The sequence below is a fragment of the Salipaludibacillus aurantiacus genome (genome assembly GCF_900111295.1).
Classification (GTDB): domain Bacteria; phylum Bacillota; class Bacilli; order Bacillales; family Salisediminibacteriaceae; genus Salipaludibacillus; species Salipaludibacillus aurantiacus.
The window spans coordinates 142,739-164,139 of sequence record NZ_FOGT01000003.1 but is presented as its reverse complement, the minus strand read 5'-3'; the positions used below and the strand labels follow the sequence as shown (position 1 = coordinate 164,139).

Below are 21,401 nucleotides of genomic sequence, written 5' to 3'. Positions count from 1 at the left end.
GTGAAGCCCTTGAGAACTTTCGATAAAGTCAAAGGAGCACCCGTTTTTTGCGGGAAAACAAACTGTCTGCTCGGCGTTATTTCTGACTTGACTTACTGCAGTAAGGAGGGAAGGATAACCGGCTATTGGATTCAAAACCACCAATGGTGGTCGAGAAAACATGTTCTTCCAATTAAGGGTAAATATCAAAGGACAAAAAAAGGGTTTTTTGTTCACCATAACCAATTCCTTACTCCTGTGGATAATAATGAGAGGCGTTTCTTCCATGGAAAGGACCGGATGATAGGAAAACCGGTCGTTAAACAGGATGGGGACATGGTAGGAATTGTCGAAGATGTATATTTTCTGCCAAACTCGGGAAGAATTTTAGGGTACGAATTGACCGAAGGCCTGTTTGAGGATTTTACGCGGGGCATTATGGTCAAAAAAACAGGAGATAGCGGCATTTCCTTTAAAGGTACGTCTCTCCTGATTCATTAATTACCTTAGGAGGGGTTCCGATGAAGTGCCCTAATTGCAGAAGCAAAGATATTGGAAAGATAGGATCAAATCAATATTATTGCTGGAACTGTTTTATCGAGCTGACGATATCCAATGGCCAATTACACCTCCACCAGGTGGAAGCAGACGGGTCGTTAAGCTCCCTTGACGATCTTTTCACAGAAAATGAACGGCAGATCGATCTGTAAATTGTGAAAGACGGGGGGTGATCATTGTGAGAACCCTGGCCTCAATTGTTATGCTTGGAGCAGGTGCTTATGCCTATTCTGCTTCCATGGACAGAAAAAGTAGGAAAAGATGGAAAAGACGCATGAATCAGGTCAACTTTTCCTTTATTGGAGACTTAATACCGAGAAGAAGAACTCTAAGGCGTATGCGGAGACAAATGACCAGAGCCTTTTCTTAAGACCTGTTACATTCAGATCAAATGACAGAAGGCAGACGTAATTAGCGTCTGCCTTTTACGCTACTATCTTTAAGGAGGATTCCCGGTGAAAGATAACGAGGAAATGAAACGATGGATTTACCGTCTTATCATTGTCTTATTAATTGGATTAATACTTGCGGGAACACTCTTATTTCTTCAATATACAGGTCCCTTTTTCAGGCTTTTTTTCAAAGTGCTTACTCCTTTTCTTTTCGCCGGTTTTATCATCTATCTGCTTCATCCGGTAGTAGAAAAACTGGAGAAAGGTAATATACCAAGATCATTATCCATATTTATTATTTTTTCGTTATTTCTTGTTCTCACCGTCGCTGGCCTGTTGAAAGCCTCACCATATATTATTGAAGAAGGAAGAGAATTACTGACACAACTGCCTGAATTAGCAGGAACCTACAGAGAATTCACCGTTGAGTTTACAAACCAGGCGGCATTCTTGCCGGACACCTTTCAACAGCGGATGGATAACTGGATTTCCCGCGGTGAAGGCTGGATTGCAGGCGCATTGGAAGAACTTGGAGCAGTGATGGTTAGTTTATTAGACTGGGCGCTGCTGCTTATTGTTATTCCGTTTATAGTTTTTTACGGGTTAAAAGACTTTCCACTATTAAAGAATACAAGCTGGTATTTAACACCAAAAAAAATGAGGAGAAACGGGAAACAGCTGATCATGGAGGTTGATCACACGCTTGGCTCGTATATCAGAGGCCAGCTGATCGTTTGTATTGTCGTCGGTCTTCTGGCCTGGGGGGCCTTTTGGGTTATTGATATGCCGTATGGCACTCTTCTGGCTATTTTTATTGGGGTAACTAATATTATTCCGTATTTCGGTCCGATCCTCGGTGCTGTACCCGTCATACTGCTCGCTCTGACAGAATCTTTCCAGCTTGTTCTTTTAGGCATTGCAGCGGTTTTTATTATTCAGATTGTTGAAGGAAACATACTGGCTCCAGTGATTGTTGGCAAAAGTATTCACACCCATCCGCTGCTGATAATTTTCGCCCTGGTCATAGGGAACGAGATGGGAGGCATCATAGGACTTATACTGGCAGTGCCTGTATTAGCTGTCCTTAAAGTTCTGCTTCTTCATTCAAGGAAAATTGTCAGAGAACGCCGTGGCATCTATGATTGACAAATGTATAACACATTTTTATAATTACTCATATAAAGCTCTACATAAGAACTTGATGACGGAGATATATTTCCAGTACCCATTCCAGCCGCACACGCGGAAAGCAGAGAGGAATTCCTTAGGCTGAAAGAATTCCGGATGAAGACTGGTAATAAGCTACTCCTGAGAGCGGGCTAAAACCTGCCGGTGCACAGCCGTTAATTGTGATGAGGTGACAGGCAGGAGAAGTTTTGTCTGTAACTAGGGTGGTACCGCGTGAATATTCTCGTCCCTTTTGCAGGGAGGAGTTTTTTTATGTCCAAAAACATAAATATTTAGGTTAAAAAGGAGGAAGGAAAGATGAAACATTTAACGTCAGCTGAAGTGAGACAAATGTTTCTTGATTTTTTTAAAGAAAAAGGACACGATGTGGAGCCGAGTGCTTCTTTAGTCCCGCATGAGGATCCGTCTCTTTTATGGATCAACAGTGGCGTGGCTACCTTAAAGAAATACTTTGATGGAAGGGTTATTCCTGATAATCCGCGGATTGCAAATGCACAAAAATCCATTCGGACAAACGACATTGAAAATGTAGGAAAAACAGCCCGTCACCATACGTTTTTTGAAATGCTTGGGAATTTTTCCATTGGCGACTATTTTAAGAAAGACGCTATTCATTGGGCTTGGGAATTTTTAACTGATAAACGTTGGATCGGGTTTGAGCCTGAGAAACTAGCGGTAACTATTTACCCGGATGATGACGAAGCTTTTGAAATCTGGCATAAGGAAGTGGGTCTGCCTGAAGAGCGGATTATCCGTTTACAGGAAAATTTCTGGGATATCGGGGAAGGACCGTGTGGCCCGAATACAGAAATATTTTATGACCGCGGGGAAGAATACGGAAATGACCCTGATGATCCCGAAATGTATCCAGGCGGCGAAAACGAAAGACATTTAGAAGTATGGAATCTTGTATTTTCCCAGTTTAACCATAATCCTGATGGAAGCTATACACCGCTGCCGAAGAAAAACATTGATACCGGTATGGGGCTTGAAAGAATGGTTTCAGTCATTCAGGACGCAAGAACAAATTTTGACACTGACCTGTTTTTACCGATAATTCGTTTAACAGAAGAAATTTCTGGAAAAAGTTATGGTAAGGCTGGTGTAAATGATACGGCTTTTAAAGTAGTTGCAGACCACATCAGAACAGTTACTTTTGCTGTATCCGACGGGGCTCTTCCATCCAATGAAGGCAGGGGGTATGTGCTGCGCCGCCTTTTAAGAAGAGCAGTCCGTTATGCTAAACAGTTAAATATTCATGAACCCTTCATGTATAAGCTTGTGCCGACAGTTGGAAAGATAATGGCTGATTTCTATCCTGAAGTGAAAGAAAAGCAGGAATTCATTCAAAAAGTGGTGCGCACAGAAGAAGAGCGTTTCCACGAAACTTTGACTGATGGACTTGTTATGCTGAATAAACTTATTGAAAAAGCAAAAGCTGATAGAGTTGAAACCATTTCCGGAGTAGAGGGTTTCAAACTGTATGACACATACGGATTTCCAGTTGATTTAACCGAGGAATATCTCGAAGAGGCGGGCCTTAAGCTTGACCGTTCAGGGTTTGATCAGGAGATGGGCAAACAGAGGGAGAGAGCCCGGGCTGCCAGGCAGGAATCCGGTTCTATGCAGCTTCAGGACGAAGTGTTAGGTAGTATCCAGGAGCGAAGTGAATTTGTCGGGTATTCTGAACTTGAAACACATTCATCAGTCAAAGCGATTGTCAAAGAGGGCTCGCTGGTGGAGATGGCAAATGAAGGAGACGACATTCAAGTTATTCTTGATAAAACACCATTTTATGCGGAAAGCGGCGGGCAGGTTGCTGATAAAGGAATAATGTCCAATGATTCAGTAACACTGGAAGTTAAAGACGTGCAGAAAGCTCCTAACGGACAAAATCTTCATACAGTTAGTGTGAAAGAAGGCTCTATAAAAATCGGAGAAGTTCTCAATACAGAAGTGAACAGCTCTTCCCGGACAGGAATTGTAAAAAATCATACAGCAACACACTTGCTTCATCAGGCTTTAAAAGATGTCCTTGGCGATCACGTTAACCAGGCAGGGTCACTGGTCAGCCAAGACCGCCTGCGGTTCGATTTCTCCCATTTCGGCCAACTTACAGAAGATGAAATTGACCAGATTGAAAGTATTGTGAACGAAAAAGTATGGGAAGGCATTCAAGTTTCCACAATGAATAAAACATTAACCGAAGCTAAAGAAATGGGGGCCATGGCTCTTTTTGGCGAGAAGTACGGCGAGGAAGTCCGTGTCGTTCAAGTGGATGATTACAGTTTAGAATTATGCGGGGGTTGCCATGTAAACAACACAGCGGAAATCGGCTTATTTAAAGTCGTCTCTGAAGCAGGAATAGGCGCAGGTATTCGTCGAATAGAAGCAGTAACAGGGAAAAAAGCGTATGAATACATGAACAGTCAAGTCGATCAGCTGCGGGAAGCTGCCAGTTTGCTGAAAACAAAACTGACGGATGTCCCTTACAGGATCACTCAGCTTCAAACCCAATTAAAAGAAAAAGAGAAAGAAAACGAATCACTGTCAGCTAAAATGGCTCAGGCACAGGCAGGGAGTTTACTGGATGACGTGCAGGAAGTAGCCGGAGTGAAAATACTGGCTAAGAAAGTCAATGCAGCAGACATGAACGCATTAAGAAAAATGACGGATTCACTGAAAGAAAAAATGGAATCTGGAATTTTAGTTTTAGCTGCAGTCACACAGGAAAAAGTAAGTATTGTGGCCAGTGTTTCCAAAGATTTAGTTAAGGAAGGCCACCATGCAGGAAACCTGGTCAAAGAAGTGGCTGTAAAATGCGGCGGAGGCGGAGGCGGACGCCCTGACATGGCTCAAGCAGGAGGGAAAGACCCTTCTCAAATAGACGAGGCTTTAGAAATGGTTCCTGATTTAGTAAAAAGAAATGTCTAAATGAAGCAGAATCGTGTACAATAGTAGACAAATCCAATTAAAATACGGAACGGTTTATGAGACCTTTTCTTGCCAAGAAGAAGAGAGGTGTGGTTGTTTTGAGTTCAATGGACAGAACAATGAAATTTAATTTTAATGACGATTCAATGGACGAGGATGTAAAAGAGGTTTTAATGACAGTATATTCCTCGCTTGAAGAGAAGGGATATAATCCTATTAATCAAATTGTAGGTTATCTGTTATCAGGCGATCCGGCTTATATTCCCCGCCATAACGATGCACGGACTCTTATTCGGAAAATTGAACGGGATGAGTTAATTGAGGAGCTTGTGCGCTCGTATTTAGCTCATCATCAAAAGGAGAAGTCATGAAAGTAATAGGTCTGGACGTAGGCAGCAAAACGATAGGCGTCGCTGTCAGCGACGCTTTGGGCTGGACAGCTCAAGGTGTCGAAACAATAAAGCGTAATCCTGAAAATGAAGAAGAGGATTACGAACGTATTAAAAAGGTTATTGATGAACATGATGTTACTAAAATCGTAGTCGGGCTGCCGAAAAATATGAACGGTACGATCGGACCAAGCGGTGAACTTTGCCAGGCATTTGCTGAAGAACTGGCAGGCCGGACAGGGCTCCCTGTTGATCTGTGGGATGAAAGATTAACGACAGTGGCAGCGGAACGCATGCTGGTCACCGCTGATGTGAGCCGTAAGAAAAGAAAAAAAGTTATAGATAAGATGGCAGCCGTTATGATTTTACAAGGATATCTTGATCGACAAAAATAAGGAGGCGATAATATGTCAGAATTTCAAATTAACCAGCCAGGCGATGACGACCGCATCGTAATTCCAGATGAGAATGGAGATGAACACTTATTTCAAGTGTTATTTACATTTGATGTAGACAGTACGGGGAACTCCTATATGGTGTTAGCACCGGAAGGCTCAAATGAAAGTGAAGATGAAGAAATTGAAGTCCATGCTTTCAGATACGAAGAGCCGGAAGGCGGCGACCTCTCTCTTTATCCTATTGAAACGGATGAAGAATGGAATATGGTTGAAGAATTATTAAATACATTCGCTGAAGAGGATTTAGAAGAAGAGAATTAATCTTTTAGACCTGCTTTAATAAATGAAATCTCCTGCCGCCTCTAATACAGGTTAAGGGTGGGATTATATATTCATACTAATGAACTCCGAACAATATCTTACGATGTTGTTCGGTTTTTTTTGCAAAGATAAGAAAGTATAGATTTTTGCTTATTTCATAAATGCAGGCGGACGCTTCCCCCCTAATGGGGACAAGCGTGGGGCTTGTCTTTAACTATTTTTAACTCAGCACAGCTGAGTCAAAAAGGATTTTCAGAGTGCGCTAATCCCACTGGGAGTCGCCGCCTTGCATTCATCTATCTAAGTGATATGACCATAGTCTCTTTAAGATAGAAGATGGATTTCGTCCTCCAAGTTGACAACTCCTCAGTGTTTATAGAAAAATTATACTGTCGAATTTAAGCAGAATATCGAATTTTTTTAAAGATATAGTATAATAGGGAAGGTGAAAGGAGTGGCAGTCAGTGGCAGAAGACACAACAAACGATTCCAGCAAAAATTTAAACGAAAAGCATAAAATGAAACTTGAAGAAACAAAAAGGGAAGCAGGCCTGGTTAGGAAAATAGTCCTTATATTTGTTATAACGATCATAGTAGCAGTCGTTGCCGGGGGTTTAGGAGCATACTTTTATGTAAAAGACGCTATTGGACCGGTTGATGAAGAAGATGATGAAGTCGTTGAGGTTTCAATTCCAATCGGTTCTACTCCTTCTTCTATCGGCGAAATTCTTGAAGAAGAAGGCGTGATCTCCAGTGCATCCATGTTTCGCTATTATATTCGTTTTCAAAATGAGTCAGGGTTTCAGGCAGGCGACTACCGCCTGACCAGAGCCATGAGCATGGATGAAATTATTGACCATCTAAAAGAAGGAAGAGTATATGAAGAGTACGCGACTTCCTTTACGGTGCCTGAAGGTCGCTGGGCTGAAGATATTTTTGTAAGAGTGGCGGATGAAACGAATCTCGAGGCTGAAGAGATTGCAGAAGTCGCAAGGGATGAAGAATACCTGGAAGAACTAATTGAGAGGTATACGTTCCTGGATGAGGATATATTTGATGAAGATATTCGGGAACCGCTGGAAGGGTATTTATTCCCGGCGCGGTACGACTTTGTAGAAGAAGAAGTCACTGCTGAGCAGGTTATTGAGGCAATGCTTGATAGAACTAATTCCATACTTGAAAGCCGCCAGGCATCTGCTTCAGATGATTCTTACCACGCTTTGATGACGAAAGCTTCAATTATTGAGGGAGAAGCAAGAACAGACGAGGAACGAGCGACGATTTCAGGGGTAATCGAAAACCGGTTAAGCGCGTCCATGCCTTTACAGATGGATCCTACGATTGCTTACGCACACGAAGAACACTTATCACGAACTTTAAATAAACACCTTGAAATTGAGTCTCCTTATAACACTTATGAAATTGCCGGCCTTCCGCCGGGACCCATTAACAATCCGGGGGAAGCTTCAATTGCTGCAGCTCTTGAACCTGAATCGCATGAGTATATTTACTTCTATCATTCACCGGATGGAGAAGTCCACTTTAACGTCAATTATTCCGACCACAGGGAAGTTGTCGAACACTATCAGAATTCAAACGAATGATATGGTGAAAACAAGGAGAAACTGCTGATAAAGTTAGCATTCTCCTTGTTTTTATGTTAAAATGTATCGGTCAAAGACAAACATATGGCTATTTGGATTTAAAAGCACCTGAAGGAGGCGCTTTTTTTATGGGAAAAGGCGATAAAACAGCCTCATATCTTTCATCACTTATAAAAGAACGACCTGCAGATATAAAAGAAATAGAAAATTATGCACATAAGCATCACGTCCCTATTATGGAAGCTGACGGGTTGGAAACCATGCTGCAATTTCTTAGAATCCATAATCCCGTACGCATTCTGGAAATTGGTACGGCAATCGGATATTCTGCGATCCGTATGCTTCAAGCTGCTCCCGATGCTTTCATTTATACAGTGGAAAGAGATGAAGAACGGATCCAGGAAGCATTAAAAAATGCGCGCTCAGTTGGAGTGCACAAGCGTTTTAACCTGGTCCAGGGGGATGCCCTCGAAGTGAAAGAAGAAATTGCTGAAAAAGCGCCTTATGACGTTTTGTTTATTGATGCGGCTAAAGGGCAGTATGAAAATTTCTTCTCAATATATGAGCCAATGGTTAAGGAAGGCGGCCTTATATTTTCAGATAATGTCCTTTTCAAAGGGTTTGTTTCAGGAGAAAAAGAGCCGGAAAGCCGCCGCCTCTCTTCAATGGTAAATAAACTAAGGAAGTTTAACGATAAATTAATGAAAGATCCGCGTTTTGACTCAGTTTTACTGCCTGTAGGAGACGGTTTGATGGTAAATGTAAAACGAAACATGGGGAAAGAAATACAGGAAGGTGAAAAAGCATGAAAAAACCAGAGTTGTTAGTCACGCCTACGAGTGTGGAAGACATCGCTCCTCTTATTGATGTCGGCGCCACCGCCGTTATAATTGGAGAAGAAAAATATGCCTTGAGGCTTGCTGGGGATTTCAGCAGGAAAGAGGTAGAAGAAGCAACGACCATTGCCCATGAAAAGGGAGCGAAAGTATATGTGGCTATGAACGCCCTTTTTCACAATGAGACACTTCCTCTATTACCGGACTATATTCAATTTTTAGACCGTACCGGGGTGGACGCCATAGTATTCGGAGATCCAGCCGTTTTAATGAATGTAAGGGAGCATGCTCCTAAAATGAAGCTTCATTGGAACACAGAAACGACGGCCACAAACTGGTACACAGCTAATTACTGGGGAAGAAAAGGGGCAGCCCGCGCGGTGCTTGCCCGTGAATTAAATATGGATTCTATTATTGAAATAAAAGAAGAAGCTGAAGTGGAAATTGAAGTACAGGTTCACGGAATGACTTGTATGTTCCAGTCAAAACGGATGCTGGTCGGAAATTATATGGCCTTTCAAGGAAAGGACCTGGAAGTACAGGGTAGAAGTAAAGATCGAAGCTTAATTCTGCATGATCCGGAAAGGGATGCGAAATATCCGATCTGGGAAGATGAGAACGGAACACATATTATGAGTCCGAAAGACATGTGCATCATTGATGAATTAGACGAGATGCTTGATGCAGGGATTGATTCATTTAAGATAGACGGGATACTAAAAGATTTTGACTATATTAAAAAGATGACCGCACTTTACAGACAAGCGATAGACCTGTATACGGAAGACCCGGAAGTGTATAACAGAAAAAAAGACGAGCTGCTTGATGAAGTTAAATCAGTACAGCCAGCCAACCGGGATCTTGATACAGGATTTTTCTTTAAAGAAACAGTTTACTAACCTTTGTTGCTGTATTTTGAGAAAAAGTATAAGAAAACCTGAGGCTTTCGTAAGGGCTTGGCGGTTTGCCAAGTTTTTCTCATATTAAATCAGGTAGGAAAAGGAGTGATCACTAGTGGAACAACAAACAGTAAAACGACCTTCAGAGGGCAGACGTGTGATCACGAAAAAGCCCGAACTTTTAGCGCCGGCAGGAAACCTTGAAAAGTTGAAAATAGCTGTCCATTACGGCGCTGACGCTGTATTTATTGGCGGGCGTGACTTTGGATTGAGGTCCAATGCAGACAACTTCTCTATAGAAGAAATGGCTGAAGGCGTCCAGTTTGCTGATAAGTATGGTGCGCATATTTATGTCACCACTAATATTTTTGCCCATAACGAAAATATGGATGGTCTTGAAGATTATCTGAAGGATTTGGAGAAGGTGGGAGTTACAGGGATTATTGTAGCTGATCCACTAATTATTGAAACTTGTAAACGTGTAGCGCCTAAACTGGAAGTCCATCTCTCTACGCAGCAGTCCCTCTCAAACTGGCAAGCAGTTAAATTTTGGAAAGAGGAAGGGTTGGATAGAGTAGTTCTGGCACGTGAAGTTGGTTTAGGAGAAATGCTGGAAATGAAAGCGAATGTGGATATTGAAATTGAAACATTTATACACGGGGCGATGTGTATTTCTTATTCAGGCCGCTGCGTATTAAGCAATCATATGACAGCGAGAGATTCCAACAGAGGCGGATGTTGTCAATCTTGCCGGTGGGACTATTTTCTTTATGAAGAAGATGGCGCAAATGAACAGAAGACTGGTGAAAAAGCTCTGTTTGATACCGATGATGCTCCTTTTGCCATGTCACCGAAAGACCTTAATTTAATTGAAGCCATTCCTAAGCTGGTAGAGGCAGGAATTGACAGTCTTAAAGTTGAAGGGCGAATGAAATCTATTCATTATGTTGCCACCGTAGTAAGTGTCTATAGAAAAGTAATCGATGCGTACTGTGAGGATCCTGATAACTTTAAGATCGATAATGAATGGCTTAAGGAATTAGCAAAATGCGCAAACAGGCCTACAGCTCCAGCATTTTTTGAAAATACACCTGGCCACGAAGAGCAGATGTTCCGTAATCACAGCCAGAAAACAACTTTTGATTTTGCAGGGCTTGTGTTAGATTATGATGAAGAAACAGAGATTGTCACACTTCAGCAACGAAACCATTTCCGTCCTGGAGATCAAATAGAGTTTTTTGGGCCTGAAATTACAAATTTCACTCAAAAGGTAGAAAAGATTTGGGATGAAGACGGTGAAGAGCTGGATGCGGCAAGGCATCCTCTTCAAATAGTCAAATTTAAAGTTGATAAACCAGTAAAACCTAATAATATGATGCGAAAGGAACAGTTAACATGAGTAAAAAACCTGTCATCATTGGTGTAGCCGGAGGATCGGGTTCTGGTAAAACGACAGTGGCGAATGAAATTTACTGTAAATTTCCTGAGCAGTCCATCCTTATGATAGAACAAGATGCTTATTATAAGGATCAGACACATTTGCCGATGGAAGAAAGATTAAAAACAAATTATGACCATCCTTTAGCCTTTGATAATGATTTGCTGCTTGATCATTTAAAGCGGTTAGTCAACCGGCAACCCGTTGAAAAGCCAGTATATGACTATGCTAATCATACACGCTCAGATGAAGTAGTTAATGTGGAACCGAGGGATGTCATTATATTAGAGGGGATACTTATTCTTGAAGATGAGCGCCTGAGAGATGTGATGGATATAAAGCTTTTTGTAGACACCGACTCCGATTTAAGGATTATACGGCGAATGATGAGGGATATACAGGATCGCGGGCGGACAATCGATTCAGTCATTGACCAGTATACGTCAGTAGTGCGGCCGATGCATCTTCAATTTATTGAGCCTACTAAGCGGTATGCGGATATTATCGTTCCTGAAGGCGGGCATAATCATGTGGCTATTGATTTAATGGTTGCAAAGATTAAAACGGTACTTGAAGAGAAGGCAATGATTTAGGCCTTCATTTAACATTTTGAAGAATATATGAACTACTTGGCTAAAAGCTGAGTTTTGTATATAATAGCTAAGAGGAACGCAGGAAATCATTTCTAGAAACGGTTTTTTTTGAAATAAATGTAAGACCTACGGCGCCCTGATCTGTTCAGCCATGCTTGAACAGGTTGGGCGCTTAAGGTTTATTGACGCCTATGAATTTTAGGGAATATTAATTTTTACAGGATTTTATAAGGAAAACTTGTTAAATGAACTGGTTTTCATTATACTACCATCATATATATTTAAAAAGGTGGTCATTTTTCTGTAAGCAGTTCATATGGTAAATCAACCCCGTTTCTGCATTTCCCGTATATTTTTTATAAGGTAAGGAAACATGAAAGCGTTCACTTGGATGTATTAATTTTAAGGAGTGGAAAACAATGACAGAAGAAAAACACTATATGACTATGGAAGGTAAAGAAAAACTCGAGAAAGAACTGGAGTATTTAAAGACTGAACGGCGAAAAGAAGTCGTAGAAAGAATAAAAGTAGCGCGAAGCTTCGGAGATCTATCAGAGAACTCGGAGTATGATTCGGCAAAAGAAGAACAGGCATTTGTTGAAGGCAGAATCCAGCAGATTGAAGGTATGATTCGCAATGCTGAAATTATTGAAGAGGATTCTGACAGCTCAGTTGTTTCTCTTGGAAAAAAAGTTACTTTTAAAGAGCTTCCTGATGGGGATGAAGAGGAATACACCATTGTAGGACGTGCGGAAGCAGACCCTATCGAAGGAAAAATTTCTAATGATTCTCCAATGGCGCAAAGTTTAATCGGCAAGGGTATCGGCGAGCAGGTTGTAGTCTCTACTCCAGGCGGAGACATGACTGTTGAAATTACAGAAGTGTCATAAATAACACCAAATAGTTTGAAATCACCCTGGTCTGAAAAAGACTAACGGGTGATTTTTTACATAGTATGTCTCATATAGAAAAGCGAAAAGGTGCTTATACTTTGACCGCAGTATTAGTTGAAACCTAAAATACGGTCAAAGATGGGGACTGCTGGTCGAAATTTATCCATAAATGAATTATAATATATGTAGATTTGGACTGGAAAAGGGAGGAAAGTGTTTTATGAGCAATAATTATACGCCTATGCGTTCGGATAACAAAAAGAAAAGACGCCTGAATACTATTCTTAATGTTTCAATAGGACTTGTAGCTTTATTAATTATTTTTGTCTCCGCTACTTTAATTTTTGGAGGCGGCGATGACAATGAGGTGGCTGTTACGAATAACAACGATCTTAACAACGAGGAAGAAAACACTAATAGCGGGGATATATCGATCGATCAGCCCGGCGATGAAGAAAACAATAATGAAAATAACCCTCTAAATGATAACAACGATAATGATGAAGTGAATGATGGTAATAACAATAATGACAATAATAATGAGGAAGAAGATCCAGCTAATAATGGAAATAACGAAGGTAATTTAAATAATGAAGATGATGAAAACAATGAAGGCAATGAAAACAATGAAGACAATGAAGGCAATGCAGCTGAGGAAGGAAATGAAGAAACAGAAACCAACAACGAAAACACAACTGAATCTGACGGTGAATGGGGACCTGTTGGAACGGTTCAGGAAGAGCCGTTTACACCTGTATACCAGACAGACCATGTTAATTGGGAAGAGATGACCAGAGCTTTATCGTACGCTACAGGGCTCAGCCAAGATGAAATGGAAGTATGGCAAATAAGAAACGGCGGGGACCAGCACACGGCAATTGGAACAGTAAGTACTTATGATAACCGTTTTGAACCTTACAAAGTTGAACTTAACTGGGTTGAAAATGAAGGCTGGATGCCTGTCTCTGTAGAGGAGCAAAACTCTAATCCGTATGTAAGCCACTAAGTTTTAAAGCTGAAAGTTAAGAATTAGATTTAATGACGAGGCTGGGACAAAAGAATAGTCTTCATAAAGAAAGCCGAACAAAATTTTCGAATTTTGTTCGGTTGTTCTTTTTTAGAAAAGGAGTGATTTCAGCCCTCACAGGCGGCGGACGCTTGCCCAGGGGCTTGTCTTCAGCTAAATTCAACTCAGCCTGGAGCTTCGTTGAATTGGATCTTCAGGCTGCGCTTACTCCCTGTGGCGTCGCCGCCTTCTGTCCTTCAATCAAAAAAAGCTGAGGCTATTCAATAACTGGTAATTAAAAGTGAGACGCCTGATAAAAGGTCTGATGGAATTGTTCTTCTTTTACAAACCTGTCTTTAGTTTTGGCCCAGTCTCATCCTTTAATAAAAGTATTGATTTGAGTCTGCCGGTCCTCTTTCAGCTAGAGATTAAGGATCATCATATAACGGTTTACTGTTTTTGTTTAAAATGCACAGCTGCTGTGTATATTTTTTTGCCTGTTTTAGGGTCTATGGTCAGCTGATGGGAAACATTATGAACTTCAAGCATGATCGACTGGTTGTCATCTATTTTTTTTGAAATTTGTTTCTCCAGAAGCTGAAGCGTCGCAGCTTCGAAAAATTCTACTTTGTCTTTTAAAGTATCGGGTTGAAAAATCATCTTGTCCACTCCTTTTAGTGTTGTCTTAACAGAAAGCCCGCTTCTTATTTTAAATAAAAGATAGAGAGACGGCAATATTACAGGATAAGAAATGGTTCTTGTTCCCCAGCCTGTCATAGGCTATGATAGAAAAAGTGAAACTTTGCGAAAAAGGGTGGTATTATGCGTGTCGGAATTATCGGAGCCATGGAAGAAGAAGTTGAACTTTTGAAATCCGAAATGGTGCTTGAAGAAGAAAATGTCATAGCCGGTTCAGAGTTTTTTATTGGCCGATTAAATGGGGTTGATGTTATTTTAGCTAAATCTGGAATCGGAAAAGTAAATGCAGCGATCAGCACGACGCTGATGAACCAGCTGTTTTATCCTGACCTTATTATAAATACAGGTTCTGCAGGCGGATTCCATCAGAACCTGGCGGTAGGTGATATAGTTATTTCTACACAAGTCCGCTACAATGATGTAGATGCGACGGTGTTTGGTTACGAATTCGGCCAGGTGCCGAGGATGCCTGCCTTTTATGAGGCTGACCACGGACTGGTAGGTCTTGCAGAAGAATGTGCTGATGAGGTGGGAGTCAATTCTATTAAAGGCTTAATTATTTCAGGGGACTCCTTTATGAGCGATCATGCGCGTGTGGAGGAAATCCGCACAAAATTTGAAGATCCTTATTGCGCAGAAATGGAAGCGGGAGCTATTGCCCAGGTGTGTCATCAGTTCCAAAAGCCGTTTGTCATTATAAGGTCCTTATCTGATGTAGCAGGGAAAGATGCCAAAGTCTCTTATGACCAGTTCCTTGAGACAGCTTCGGTAAATTCCGCTAATATGGTTTTACTTATGCTGGAAGAACTTCGCAAGCAGAAGTAACTGCTGGTACATAAGGAATACATTACTACATCACTCGGTTGCCTGCCATGTTATACTTGTAATAGTTTGATTAACACGTATTAAATGAGGTGCTTATTATGTCGGAAGAGAAAGTTACTAAATTACAGCACAAGGTAGAAGATTACCGGCGTTTTGCCTTTATTTTAATTGCGCTGGCAGGTTTTCTAATGATTGGCACAGTTATACCGAGTGAATCTGTGCAGATCGCCCAGGAGTGGTTAATTGTTTTTGTTTCTATCTTACTGGCAGGTGCTGTTCTATTACATGGTGTTTCTCTTAAAACAGAAAAACTGATAGTAGAAGACGAATAGATTTATATAAAAGTTTTTATATGGAGGGGTCCCAAAAGGGATGCCCTCTTTTTTACTTTCATTTTGTCTGGTTGTCCGTGGGGTGAAGTTCTTTTAACGCATGTGTGAGAATTCTCGCTGTCAGTCCCCAGATGACATAGTTTTGGTGTTCGTAAAACTGTTCGTTTATAACCCCTGTTCGCCAATTATAGTTTTCTCCGTTTGGTATAAGGTGGTAAGGGAAGTTATCCTCCGGCACTGCTTCAAGTTTAATATAATGTTCTTTCGGCTCCATGTTTAATAACTGTGAAACAGGAACATAGAAGATATCTTCCACTTCATCTTTATTAATATTAAAGGCCGTGTCGGGTGGAAGAATCCCTATAAACGGAAAGAGCATTAATCTAAAAGGGGTCACCAGGTAATCGAGTTCCCCTAAGATTTCTGCATCAGCAGGAGGAACACCAAGTTCTTCGCTCAATTCCCGTATGGCAGCGTATTTAACAGTAGGATCGGTCTTATCCACTTTACCTCCCGGGAAGCATACTTCACCAGGCTGGCGGACAAGACGGGATCTTACCTGGAAAATAAAATGTAACTCATGATTTAGTTCTATAAGAGGTACAAAAATAGCAAACTTTGTATAGGTTTCACTATCCAGGACAGTCGCTTTCTTATTTCTTAAATGTTTAAGAACAGAATCTGATAATTGCTTCATTCCAGACCAACCTTCCTTTCTTTCATTCCTTTTTATCATACCAGATCTTTCGTTTACCATTGGGAAAACTGCTTGCCTCAAAATAGTTGAAGGTTATCCTTGGCGTTAAGGGGAAAGTTGGATATAATGGGGGAATACTAATGTCGGAGGTGTTGTGGAAATGAAGTTAACAGTTAAAAAACCTATTTTTGCTGAGTCTGCCAGTTATTTTGTCAACCGTGCAAGCCAGATCTCCGGAACCGTTTTAATTAAAAAGGAGCATTGGGTGATTGATGCAAAGAGTCTGCTGGGTATTTTGGCTCTCTCATTACAGCCGGGTCAGGAAATTGAGCTGGAGTTTGAAGGAGAACCTGATGAGCAATTTATTCAGGACTTAGAGCAGGCTGGCCTGTTTGAAAAGTGAGCAAAAAAATAAAACATAACACGATCCGTCCGGAAGCCGGCACTTAAGACATTTATATGCTGCTTTCCGGACGGATTTTCTTATACTCTGTTTATTTTAAATATTTTTCGAACCATTGGGTTAATTCTTGCAGTCTTGCTTTCCTCAAATGCGGAGGTCCGCTTCGTGATAACTCATGGTTGGCATCAGGAAACCTTACAAATCGGGTGTCTTTTCCTGATTGTTTTAAAGCGGTAAATAACTGTTCAGCTTGTTCTATAGGACAGCGGAAATCTTTTTCCCCGTGCATGATTAGCAAAGGTGTCTCTATTTTATTCACGTATTTTAAAGGGGAATGCTTCCACAGTTGATCAGGGTCCTTTAATAGATCAGTCCCTATTTCCCACTCAGTGAAGAAATAGCCAATATCACTGACACCGTAAAAACTGATCCAGTTGGATATACAACGCAGAGTCGCTGCTGCTTTAAAGCGGTTAGTATGTCCAACAATCCAATTTGTCATAAACCCGCCGTAACTGCCTCCTGTTACTCCTAAACGCTGCTTGTCTATCCATGGATAATGGTCTGTTACAGTATCTGTAAACACCATCACATCTTCGTAATCCATTCCTCCATAGTCTCCCCTGCAGGCATTAACGAATTCCTGGCCGTACCCGTGGCTTCCCCGGGGATTGGCATAGAAAACAGCATATCCTTTAGCAGCCAGCAGCTGGAGCTCGTGGAAAAAAGTATTTCCATACATCGCATGGGGGCCGCCGTGAATTTCAAGAATTCCAGGATAAGTTTCTCCTTCAGTGAATCCTGCCGGTTTAAGAAGCCATCCCTGTACAGACTTACCGTCTTTCGACATACTTATAATTTCTTCAGGTGTCTGCAGGTTCACTTTATCTGTAAAAGGTTTGTTCATAGAAGTCAGTTCGTTTAGTGACCTGTCTTCTAATGAGGAGGAATAGATTTCTCCAGGGTTTACGGGGGTGCTTATGCCTGCAATGATCTTTCCTGATTGCTGATGCAGGCATAAGCTGTATACATGATGATCCCCTGATGTGACTTGTTCAATGTCGCCGTTAAGTGACACATTATAGAGGTTTGTGCTGCCTTTAACGCTTGCCTGCACCAGCAAAGACTTCCCGTCTTTTGTCCACAGGGGACCTGGGTTCGATTGTCCTGATAAGATATCTCCTATACATGAATCGCCCATATGAACGTCCCAGTGATCAGTTAAACATTTTTTTTCGTCGTGTGCAGCTACATCAATTATCCATAATTTTGAGTGGGTAGCTCCTGCGAATTGTTTGGTATGTCCGTAACAGGCAATTTTTTTACCATCAGGCGAGAATACCCCGTGAGAGAATATTCCTTTGCCGTCTGTTAATTGATAATGCTCTTTAGTGTTTATATCCATCATATAAATATCTGATCCAATATGTTCGTCGCCTTGTTTGTTTGAATGATAAGCAATCATTTTTCCGTCAGGTGACCATCCGGAAGGTTCGTCATCAAATTCATCATCAGTTATAAACTCTATTGCATCCTTATTTAAATTATACAAAGCAAGCTGCTTGTTCGTTTCATCCAGAAAACCGGCTGCATCAGATTTATATTTTAACCGCTCAACAATCAGCGGTGCTTTTTTTTCTTCAGTGTCACCTTTACCGTTTAATTGATTGTCCGGCTGTGATCCTTTTTCAAAGGAAGTCGTGAAAAGGATTTTAGAAGAATCGGGCGACCAATACGGCTGGGAAGCTCCATTAGGAAGCTTAGTCACTTGTTTAGCCTCACCGCCATCTAAGGGCAGGAGATACAGCTGGGGCTTTGCTTTTTCTTCTTTTGCTGAAACAAAAACGATCCACCTGCCATCCGGTGAATAGCGTGGGGAGAGAACTTTTCCCGGGCCGTAAGTCCACTGTCTTGGTGTGTCCTCATTAAAACGCTGGACAAATAAGTGGGAGTTATAATTATCCTCTTCGGTTATAAACTGTCTTACAAAAGCAAATTCTTTTCCATCAGGTGATGGCTGGGGCTCGGTTAAAACATTAATATTTTTTAAGTCGTCAATAGTAAGTGTTCTTTTAGTTTCCATTAGTTCTCTCCTTTTCCAACAGATTTATCTTAAATTTTATCAAAAAAATTCGTAAACCGAAATAAATATCTTGTTGAACCCGTTTACATACTGTGATAAATTAAAAAGAGTAAACGTTTACGTAAAAGGAGAAAAATAAAGTGAGTATAACAATTAAAGATGTTGCCAGGCAGGCAGGGGTATCTATTGCAACAGTTTCACGGATCGTTAATGGTCAAAAAGGTTATGGTGAAAAAACAAAAGAACGCGTGTTAAAAACAATCGAGGAACTCGGTTATACTCCAAATGCGATTGCCAGAGGTCTCGTCGGACGTGAAACAAAATCCATCGGTGTCCTGCTTCCTAAGCTTTCCGGTCTCTTTGCTTCTAAGCTTCTGGAAGGAATGGAGGAAACGGCAAGAAATGAGGGTTACAGCCTTTTTGTCTGTCATACTGACTCTAAAGAAGACCGGGCGATTCAGGATCTGCAAGTGTTAAAAGAGAAACAGGTGGATGGCATTATTTATGCGAGTGACCAATTGTCGGAATCCCAGGGCCAGATGCTTAATAGTATGGTATGTCCTGCAGTTTTTGTGTCAACACAATCATTAACGCACCCTTTTCCTTATGTGAAAGTAGATGATTATCAGGCGGCCTGTACCGGGACACGTTATCTCATAGAAAAAGGACATAAGCAGATTGCTTTTATAGGAGGGAGCCTGGAAGACCCTATCGCTGGTAAACCGAGAGATGAAGGGTTTCGAAGAACAATGAAAGACCATCATCTTAAAGTAGAGGAATCTCTGACAGCGTATGGTGATTTCCGTTTCCAATCTGGAAAAGAGAGCTTTAAAAACATCCTGAAAGCCGAAAAGCCATTTACAGCCGTGTTTGCGGTGAGTGATGAAATGGCGGCGGGTGTTTTATCAGCAGCTTATGAACAAGGCATTTCTGTGCCAGACGATATATCGGTACTTGGATACGATAATACAATGGCAGCAGAAATGGCTATTCCCCCTCTAACAACAATGGCACAGCCTCTGGAGGAGATGGGGCAGAAAGCGGTAGAGCTCATTTTATCGCTCAGGGAAAATAAGGAGAATATTAATAAAAATGAAATCGTTAAACACAGACTTATAGAACGGAAATCTGTTCTTGAACGATCGAAAACAAAAGGTTTATTTTTATAAGGAGGCAGATAAAATGAGTCAGACAAAACAATGGTGGAAAGAAAGTGTCATTTATCAAATTTATCCCCGCAGTTTCAATGACAGCAACGGGGACGGGATTGGAGATTTGAAGGGCATTACTGAAAAGCTTGATTATTTAAAACAGCTCGGAATTGACGTCATCTGGCTGTCACCGGTCTACAAGTCTCCAAACGATGACAATGGATATGATATTAGTGATTATAAAGACATTATGGATGAATTTGGAACAATGGAAGACTGGGAGGAATTATTAGAAGCAGCTCACAACAGAGGGTTGAAAATTATTATGGACCTTGTGGTCAATCATTCTTCAGATGAACACGCCTGGTTTGCTGAATCCAGAAAGTCCAAAGACAACCCCTATCGGGATTATTACATATGGCGGCCTGGAAAAGAAGACGGCTCCGAACCGAATAACTGGGACTCAGCCTTCAGCGGATCGGCCTGGGAGTATGATGAAACGACTGGTGAGTATTATTTACATTTGTTTTCTAAGAAACAGCCGGACTTGAACTGGGAAAATCCCACTGTACGGCAGGAAGTTTATGATATGATGCGCTGGTGGCTTGATAAAGGAATTGACGGTTTCCGCATGGACGTCATTAATTTTATCTCTAAAGTGCCAGGATTGCCGGATGCTCCTAACCCTGAGGGTAAAAAGTATGTATCTGGCAGCCAATACTTTATGAATGGCCCCCGCATTCATGAATTTCTCCATGAAATGCATGAAGAAGCGTTAAAAGATTATGATGTAATGACTGTAGGGGAAATGCCGGGCGTAGGCCCTGATGAAGCAGTTAACTATACAAAGGAAGAAAGTGAAGAGCTGAATATGGTTTTTCAGTTTGAACATGTCGACCTGGACTCAGGACCAGGAGGAAAATGGGACCTTCGTCCGCTTAGCTTAAAAGACTTGAGAGATAATCTGGTGAAATGGCAAAAAGCGCTCGAACAAGATGGATGGAACAGCCTGTATATGAATAATCATGATCAGCCCCGAATGGTTTCACGGTTTGGTAATGACGGCAAATTTCATAAAGAGTCTGCTAAAATGCTTGCTACACTGCTCCACATGATGAAGGGCACGCCTTATATTTACCAGGGAGAAGAGTTTGGAATGACAAACGTGCAGTTTGAAGATATTAATGATTATAAAGATATAGAAACACTGAATATGTACCGGGAAAAACGCGATGAAGGTGTATCCCACGAGGAACTTATGAAAAGAATTTATGTGAAAGGGCGGGATAACGCCAGAACACCTGTCCAGTGGGATGACAGTAAGAATGCAGGTTTTACAACCGGGAAACCTTGGATTCAAGTGAATCCAAATTACAAAGAAATTAATGCCGCAGCAGCTGTCAATGATGAAAACTCTATTTTTTCCTATTATCAAAAACTGATAGAGCTTCGTCATCAGAATGAGACAGTAGTGTACGGAAGTTTTGATATTATGCTTAATGACAATGAAGAAGTATTTGCTTATAAACGGGAACTTAACGGGGAAACATTGCTCGTCTACTGTAATTTCTATGAGGACAGCCCCCAAGTAGAAATCCCTGCTGAATACCAACAGGCAAATAAAGAACTGTTTATTTCGAATTATGAACTCGAAGATACAGAAAGTAATAAGTTTACATTGAAACCATACGAAGCAAGGGTTTATCGAATTAGAAAGTAAAAATGAGTACTGTGTGAAACGTTTTTTTATATACCCATTAGCACTCTGATTAGTTTTAGAGGA

General features: G+C 41.2%; 22 protein-coding genes. 19 read left to right on the top strand and 3 right to left on the bottom strand.

Annotation, left to right across the window (positions count from 1 at the left end; all coding sequences use genetic code 11):
* Positions 1–9: 9 nt before the first annotated feature.
* The 14 genes from BMW59_RS04685 (at position 10) to BMW59_RS04620 (ending at position 13,428) form a co-directional block, all read left to right on the top strand.
* Positions 10–480 carry a PRC-barrel domain-containing protein gene (locus BMW59_RS04685; protein WP_093048007.1) on the top strand — a complete coding sequence of 157 codons (471 nt, stop codon included), beginning with the start codon at positions 10–12 and terminating at the stop codon, positions 478–480.
* A 20-nt stretch (positions 481–500) separates the two neighbouring features.
* The gene (locus BMW59_RS04680) at positions 501–689 is read left to right on the top strand and encodes a hypothetical protein (RefSeq protein ID WP_093048006.1); all 189 of its coding nucleotides are present in this window, start codon (positions 501–503) and stop codon (positions 687–689) included.
* A 303-nt stretch (positions 690–992) separates the two neighbouring features.
* Entirely contained in the window at positions 993–2,075 is a 1,083-nt protein-coding gene (locus BMW59_RS04675) for an AI-2E family transporter (protein ID WP_093048005.1), read from the top strand.
* Between the two features lie 339 nt (positions 2,076–2,414).
* Entirely contained in the window at positions 2,415–5,051 is a 2,637-nt protein-coding gene (alaS, locus tag BMW59_RS04670; protein WP_093048004.1) for an alanine--tRNA ligase, read from the top strand.
* 98 nt (positions 5,052–5,149) lie between these two features.
* Positions 5,150–5,422, top strand: a complete 273-nt coding sequence (locus BMW59_RS04665; RefSeq protein ID WP_093048002.1) for an IreB family regulatory phosphoprotein — start codon at positions 5,150–5,152, stop codon at positions 5,420–5,422.
* Complete coding sequence (gene ruvX / locus BMW59_RS04660; protein ID WP_093047999.1) at positions 5,419–5,835, top strand: Holliday junction resolvase RuvX; 417 nt, start codon at positions 5,419–5,421, stop codon at positions 5,833–5,835. Before BMW59_RS04665 ends, ruvX begins: the two co-directional genes overlap by 4 nt.
* Before the next feature lie 12 nt (positions 5,836–5,847).
* A complete protein-coding gene (locus tag BMW59_RS04655; protein WP_093047996.1) occupies positions 5,848–6,159 on the top strand; it encodes a DUF1292 domain-containing protein in 312 nt (103 codons plus the stop codon).
* A gap of 464 nt (positions 6,160–6,623) precedes the next feature.
* Positions 6,624–7,763 (top strand): endolytic transglycosylase MltG, encoded by a 1,140-nt coding sequence (gene mltG / locus BMW59_RS04650; RefSeq protein ID WP_245732946.1) that lies wholly within the window; start codon positions 6,624–6,626, stop codon positions 7,761–7,763.
* A gap of 128 nt (positions 7,764–7,891) precedes the next feature.
* A complete protein-coding gene (locus BMW59_RS04645; RefSeq protein WP_093048505.1) occupies positions 7,892–8,572 on the top strand; it encodes an O-methyltransferase in 681 nt (226 codons plus the stop codon).
* Complete coding sequence (locus BMW59_RS04640; RefSeq protein ID WP_093047993.1) at positions 8,569–9,498, top strand: peptidase U32 family protein; 930 nt, start codon at positions 8,569–8,571, stop codon at positions 9,496–9,498. Before BMW59_RS04645 ends, BMW59_RS04640 begins: the two co-directional genes overlap by 4 nt.
* A gap of 115 nt (positions 9,499–9,613) precedes the next feature.
* A complete protein-coding gene (locus tag BMW59_RS04635) occupies positions 9,614–10,897 on the top strand; it encodes a peptidase U32 family protein (RefSeq protein ID WP_093047990.1) in 1,284 nt (427 codons plus the stop codon).
* A complete protein-coding gene (gene udk / locus BMW59_RS04630) occupies positions 10,894–11,529 on the top strand; it encodes a uridine kinase (RefSeq protein ID WP_093047987.1) in 636 nt (211 codons plus the stop codon). The genes BMW59_RS04635 and udk overlap by 4 nt, the downstream gene beginning before the upstream one ends.
* A gap of 419 nt (positions 11,530–11,948) precedes the next feature.
* Positions 11,949–12,419: a transcription elongation factor GreA gene (gene greA, locus BMW59_RS04625; protein WP_093047984.1), complete on the top strand. Its 471-nt coding sequence runs from the start codon at positions 11,949–11,951 to the stop codon at positions 12,417–12,419.
* Positions 12,420–12,642: 223 nt separating this feature from the next.
* Positions 12,643–13,428: a YrrS family protein gene (locus BMW59_RS04620; protein ID WP_177174182.1), complete on the top strand. Its 786-nt coding sequence runs from the start codon at positions 12,643–12,645 to the stop codon at positions 13,426–13,428.
* Between the two features lie 450 nt (positions 13,429–13,878).
* On the opposite strand, the gene BMW59_RS04615 is transcribed toward BMW59_RS04620, so the two are convergent.
* Positions 13,879–14,088: a DUF2536 family protein gene (locus BMW59_RS04615; protein ID WP_093047979.1), complete on the bottom strand. Its 210-nt coding sequence runs from the start codon at positions 14,086–14,088 to the stop codon at positions 13,879–13,881.
* A 162-nt stretch (positions 14,089–14,250) separates the two neighbouring features.
* Here BMW59_RS04615 and mtnN point away from each other — a divergent pair, with 162 nt between their 5' ends.
* Together mtnN and BMW59_RS04605 are read left to right on the top strand one after the other, a co-directional pair.
* On the top strand, positions 14,251–14,952 hold the full coding sequence (gene mtnN / locus BMW59_RS04610) for a 5'-methylthioadenosine/S-adenosylhomocysteine nucleosidase (RefSeq protein WP_093047977.1): 702 nt from the start codon (positions 14,251–14,253) through the stop codon (positions 14,950–14,952).
* A 98-nt stretch (positions 14,953–15,050) separates the two neighbouring features.
* Positions 15,051–15,284: a YrhC family protein gene (locus BMW59_RS04605; RefSeq protein ID WP_093047975.1), complete on the top strand. Its 234-nt coding sequence runs from the start codon at positions 15,051–15,053 to the stop codon at positions 15,282–15,284.
* Positions 15,285–15,342: 58 nt separating this feature from the next.
* Here BMW59_RS04605 and BMW59_RS04600 read toward each other — a convergent pair whose 3' ends face one another.
* The gene (locus BMW59_RS04600; RefSeq protein ID WP_093048502.1) at positions 15,343–15,981 is read right to left on the bottom strand and encodes an NUDIX hydrolase; all 639 of its coding nucleotides are present in this window, start codon (positions 15,979–15,981) and stop codon (positions 15,343–15,345) included.
* A 160-nt stretch (positions 15,982–16,141) separates the two neighbouring features.
* Between BMW59_RS04600 and BMW59_RS04595 the strand changes: the two genes are divergently transcribed.
* Positions 16,142–16,384: an HPr family phosphocarrier protein gene (locus BMW59_RS04595; protein ID WP_093047973.1), complete on the top strand. Its 243-nt coding sequence runs from the start codon at positions 16,142–16,144 to the stop codon at positions 16,382–16,384.
* A 91-nt stretch (positions 16,385–16,475) separates the two neighbouring features.
* Here the strand turns inward: BMW59_RS04595 and BMW59_RS04590 are convergent, their stop codons facing one another.
* Positions 16,476–18,467 carry a S9 family peptidase gene (locus BMW59_RS04590; protein ID WP_093047971.1) on the bottom strand — a complete coding sequence of 664 codons (1,992 nt, stop codon included), beginning with the start codon at positions 18,465–18,467 and terminating at the stop codon, positions 16,476–16,478.
* 140 nt (positions 18,468–18,607) lie between these two features.
* Here BMW59_RS04590 and BMW59_RS04585 point away from each other — a divergent pair, with 140 nt between their 5' ends.
* Positions 18,608–19,636, top strand: a complete 1,029-nt coding sequence (locus BMW59_RS04585; RefSeq protein WP_093047968.1) for a substrate-binding domain-containing protein — start codon at positions 18,608–18,610, stop codon at positions 19,634–19,636.
* A 13-nt stretch (positions 19,637–19,649) separates the two neighbouring features.
* Entirely contained in the window at positions 19,650–21,338 is a 1,689-nt protein-coding gene (locus BMW59_RS04580; RefSeq protein WP_093047966.1) for a glycoside hydrolase family 13 protein, read from the top strand.
* Positions 21,339–21,401: the final 63 nt, after the last annotated feature.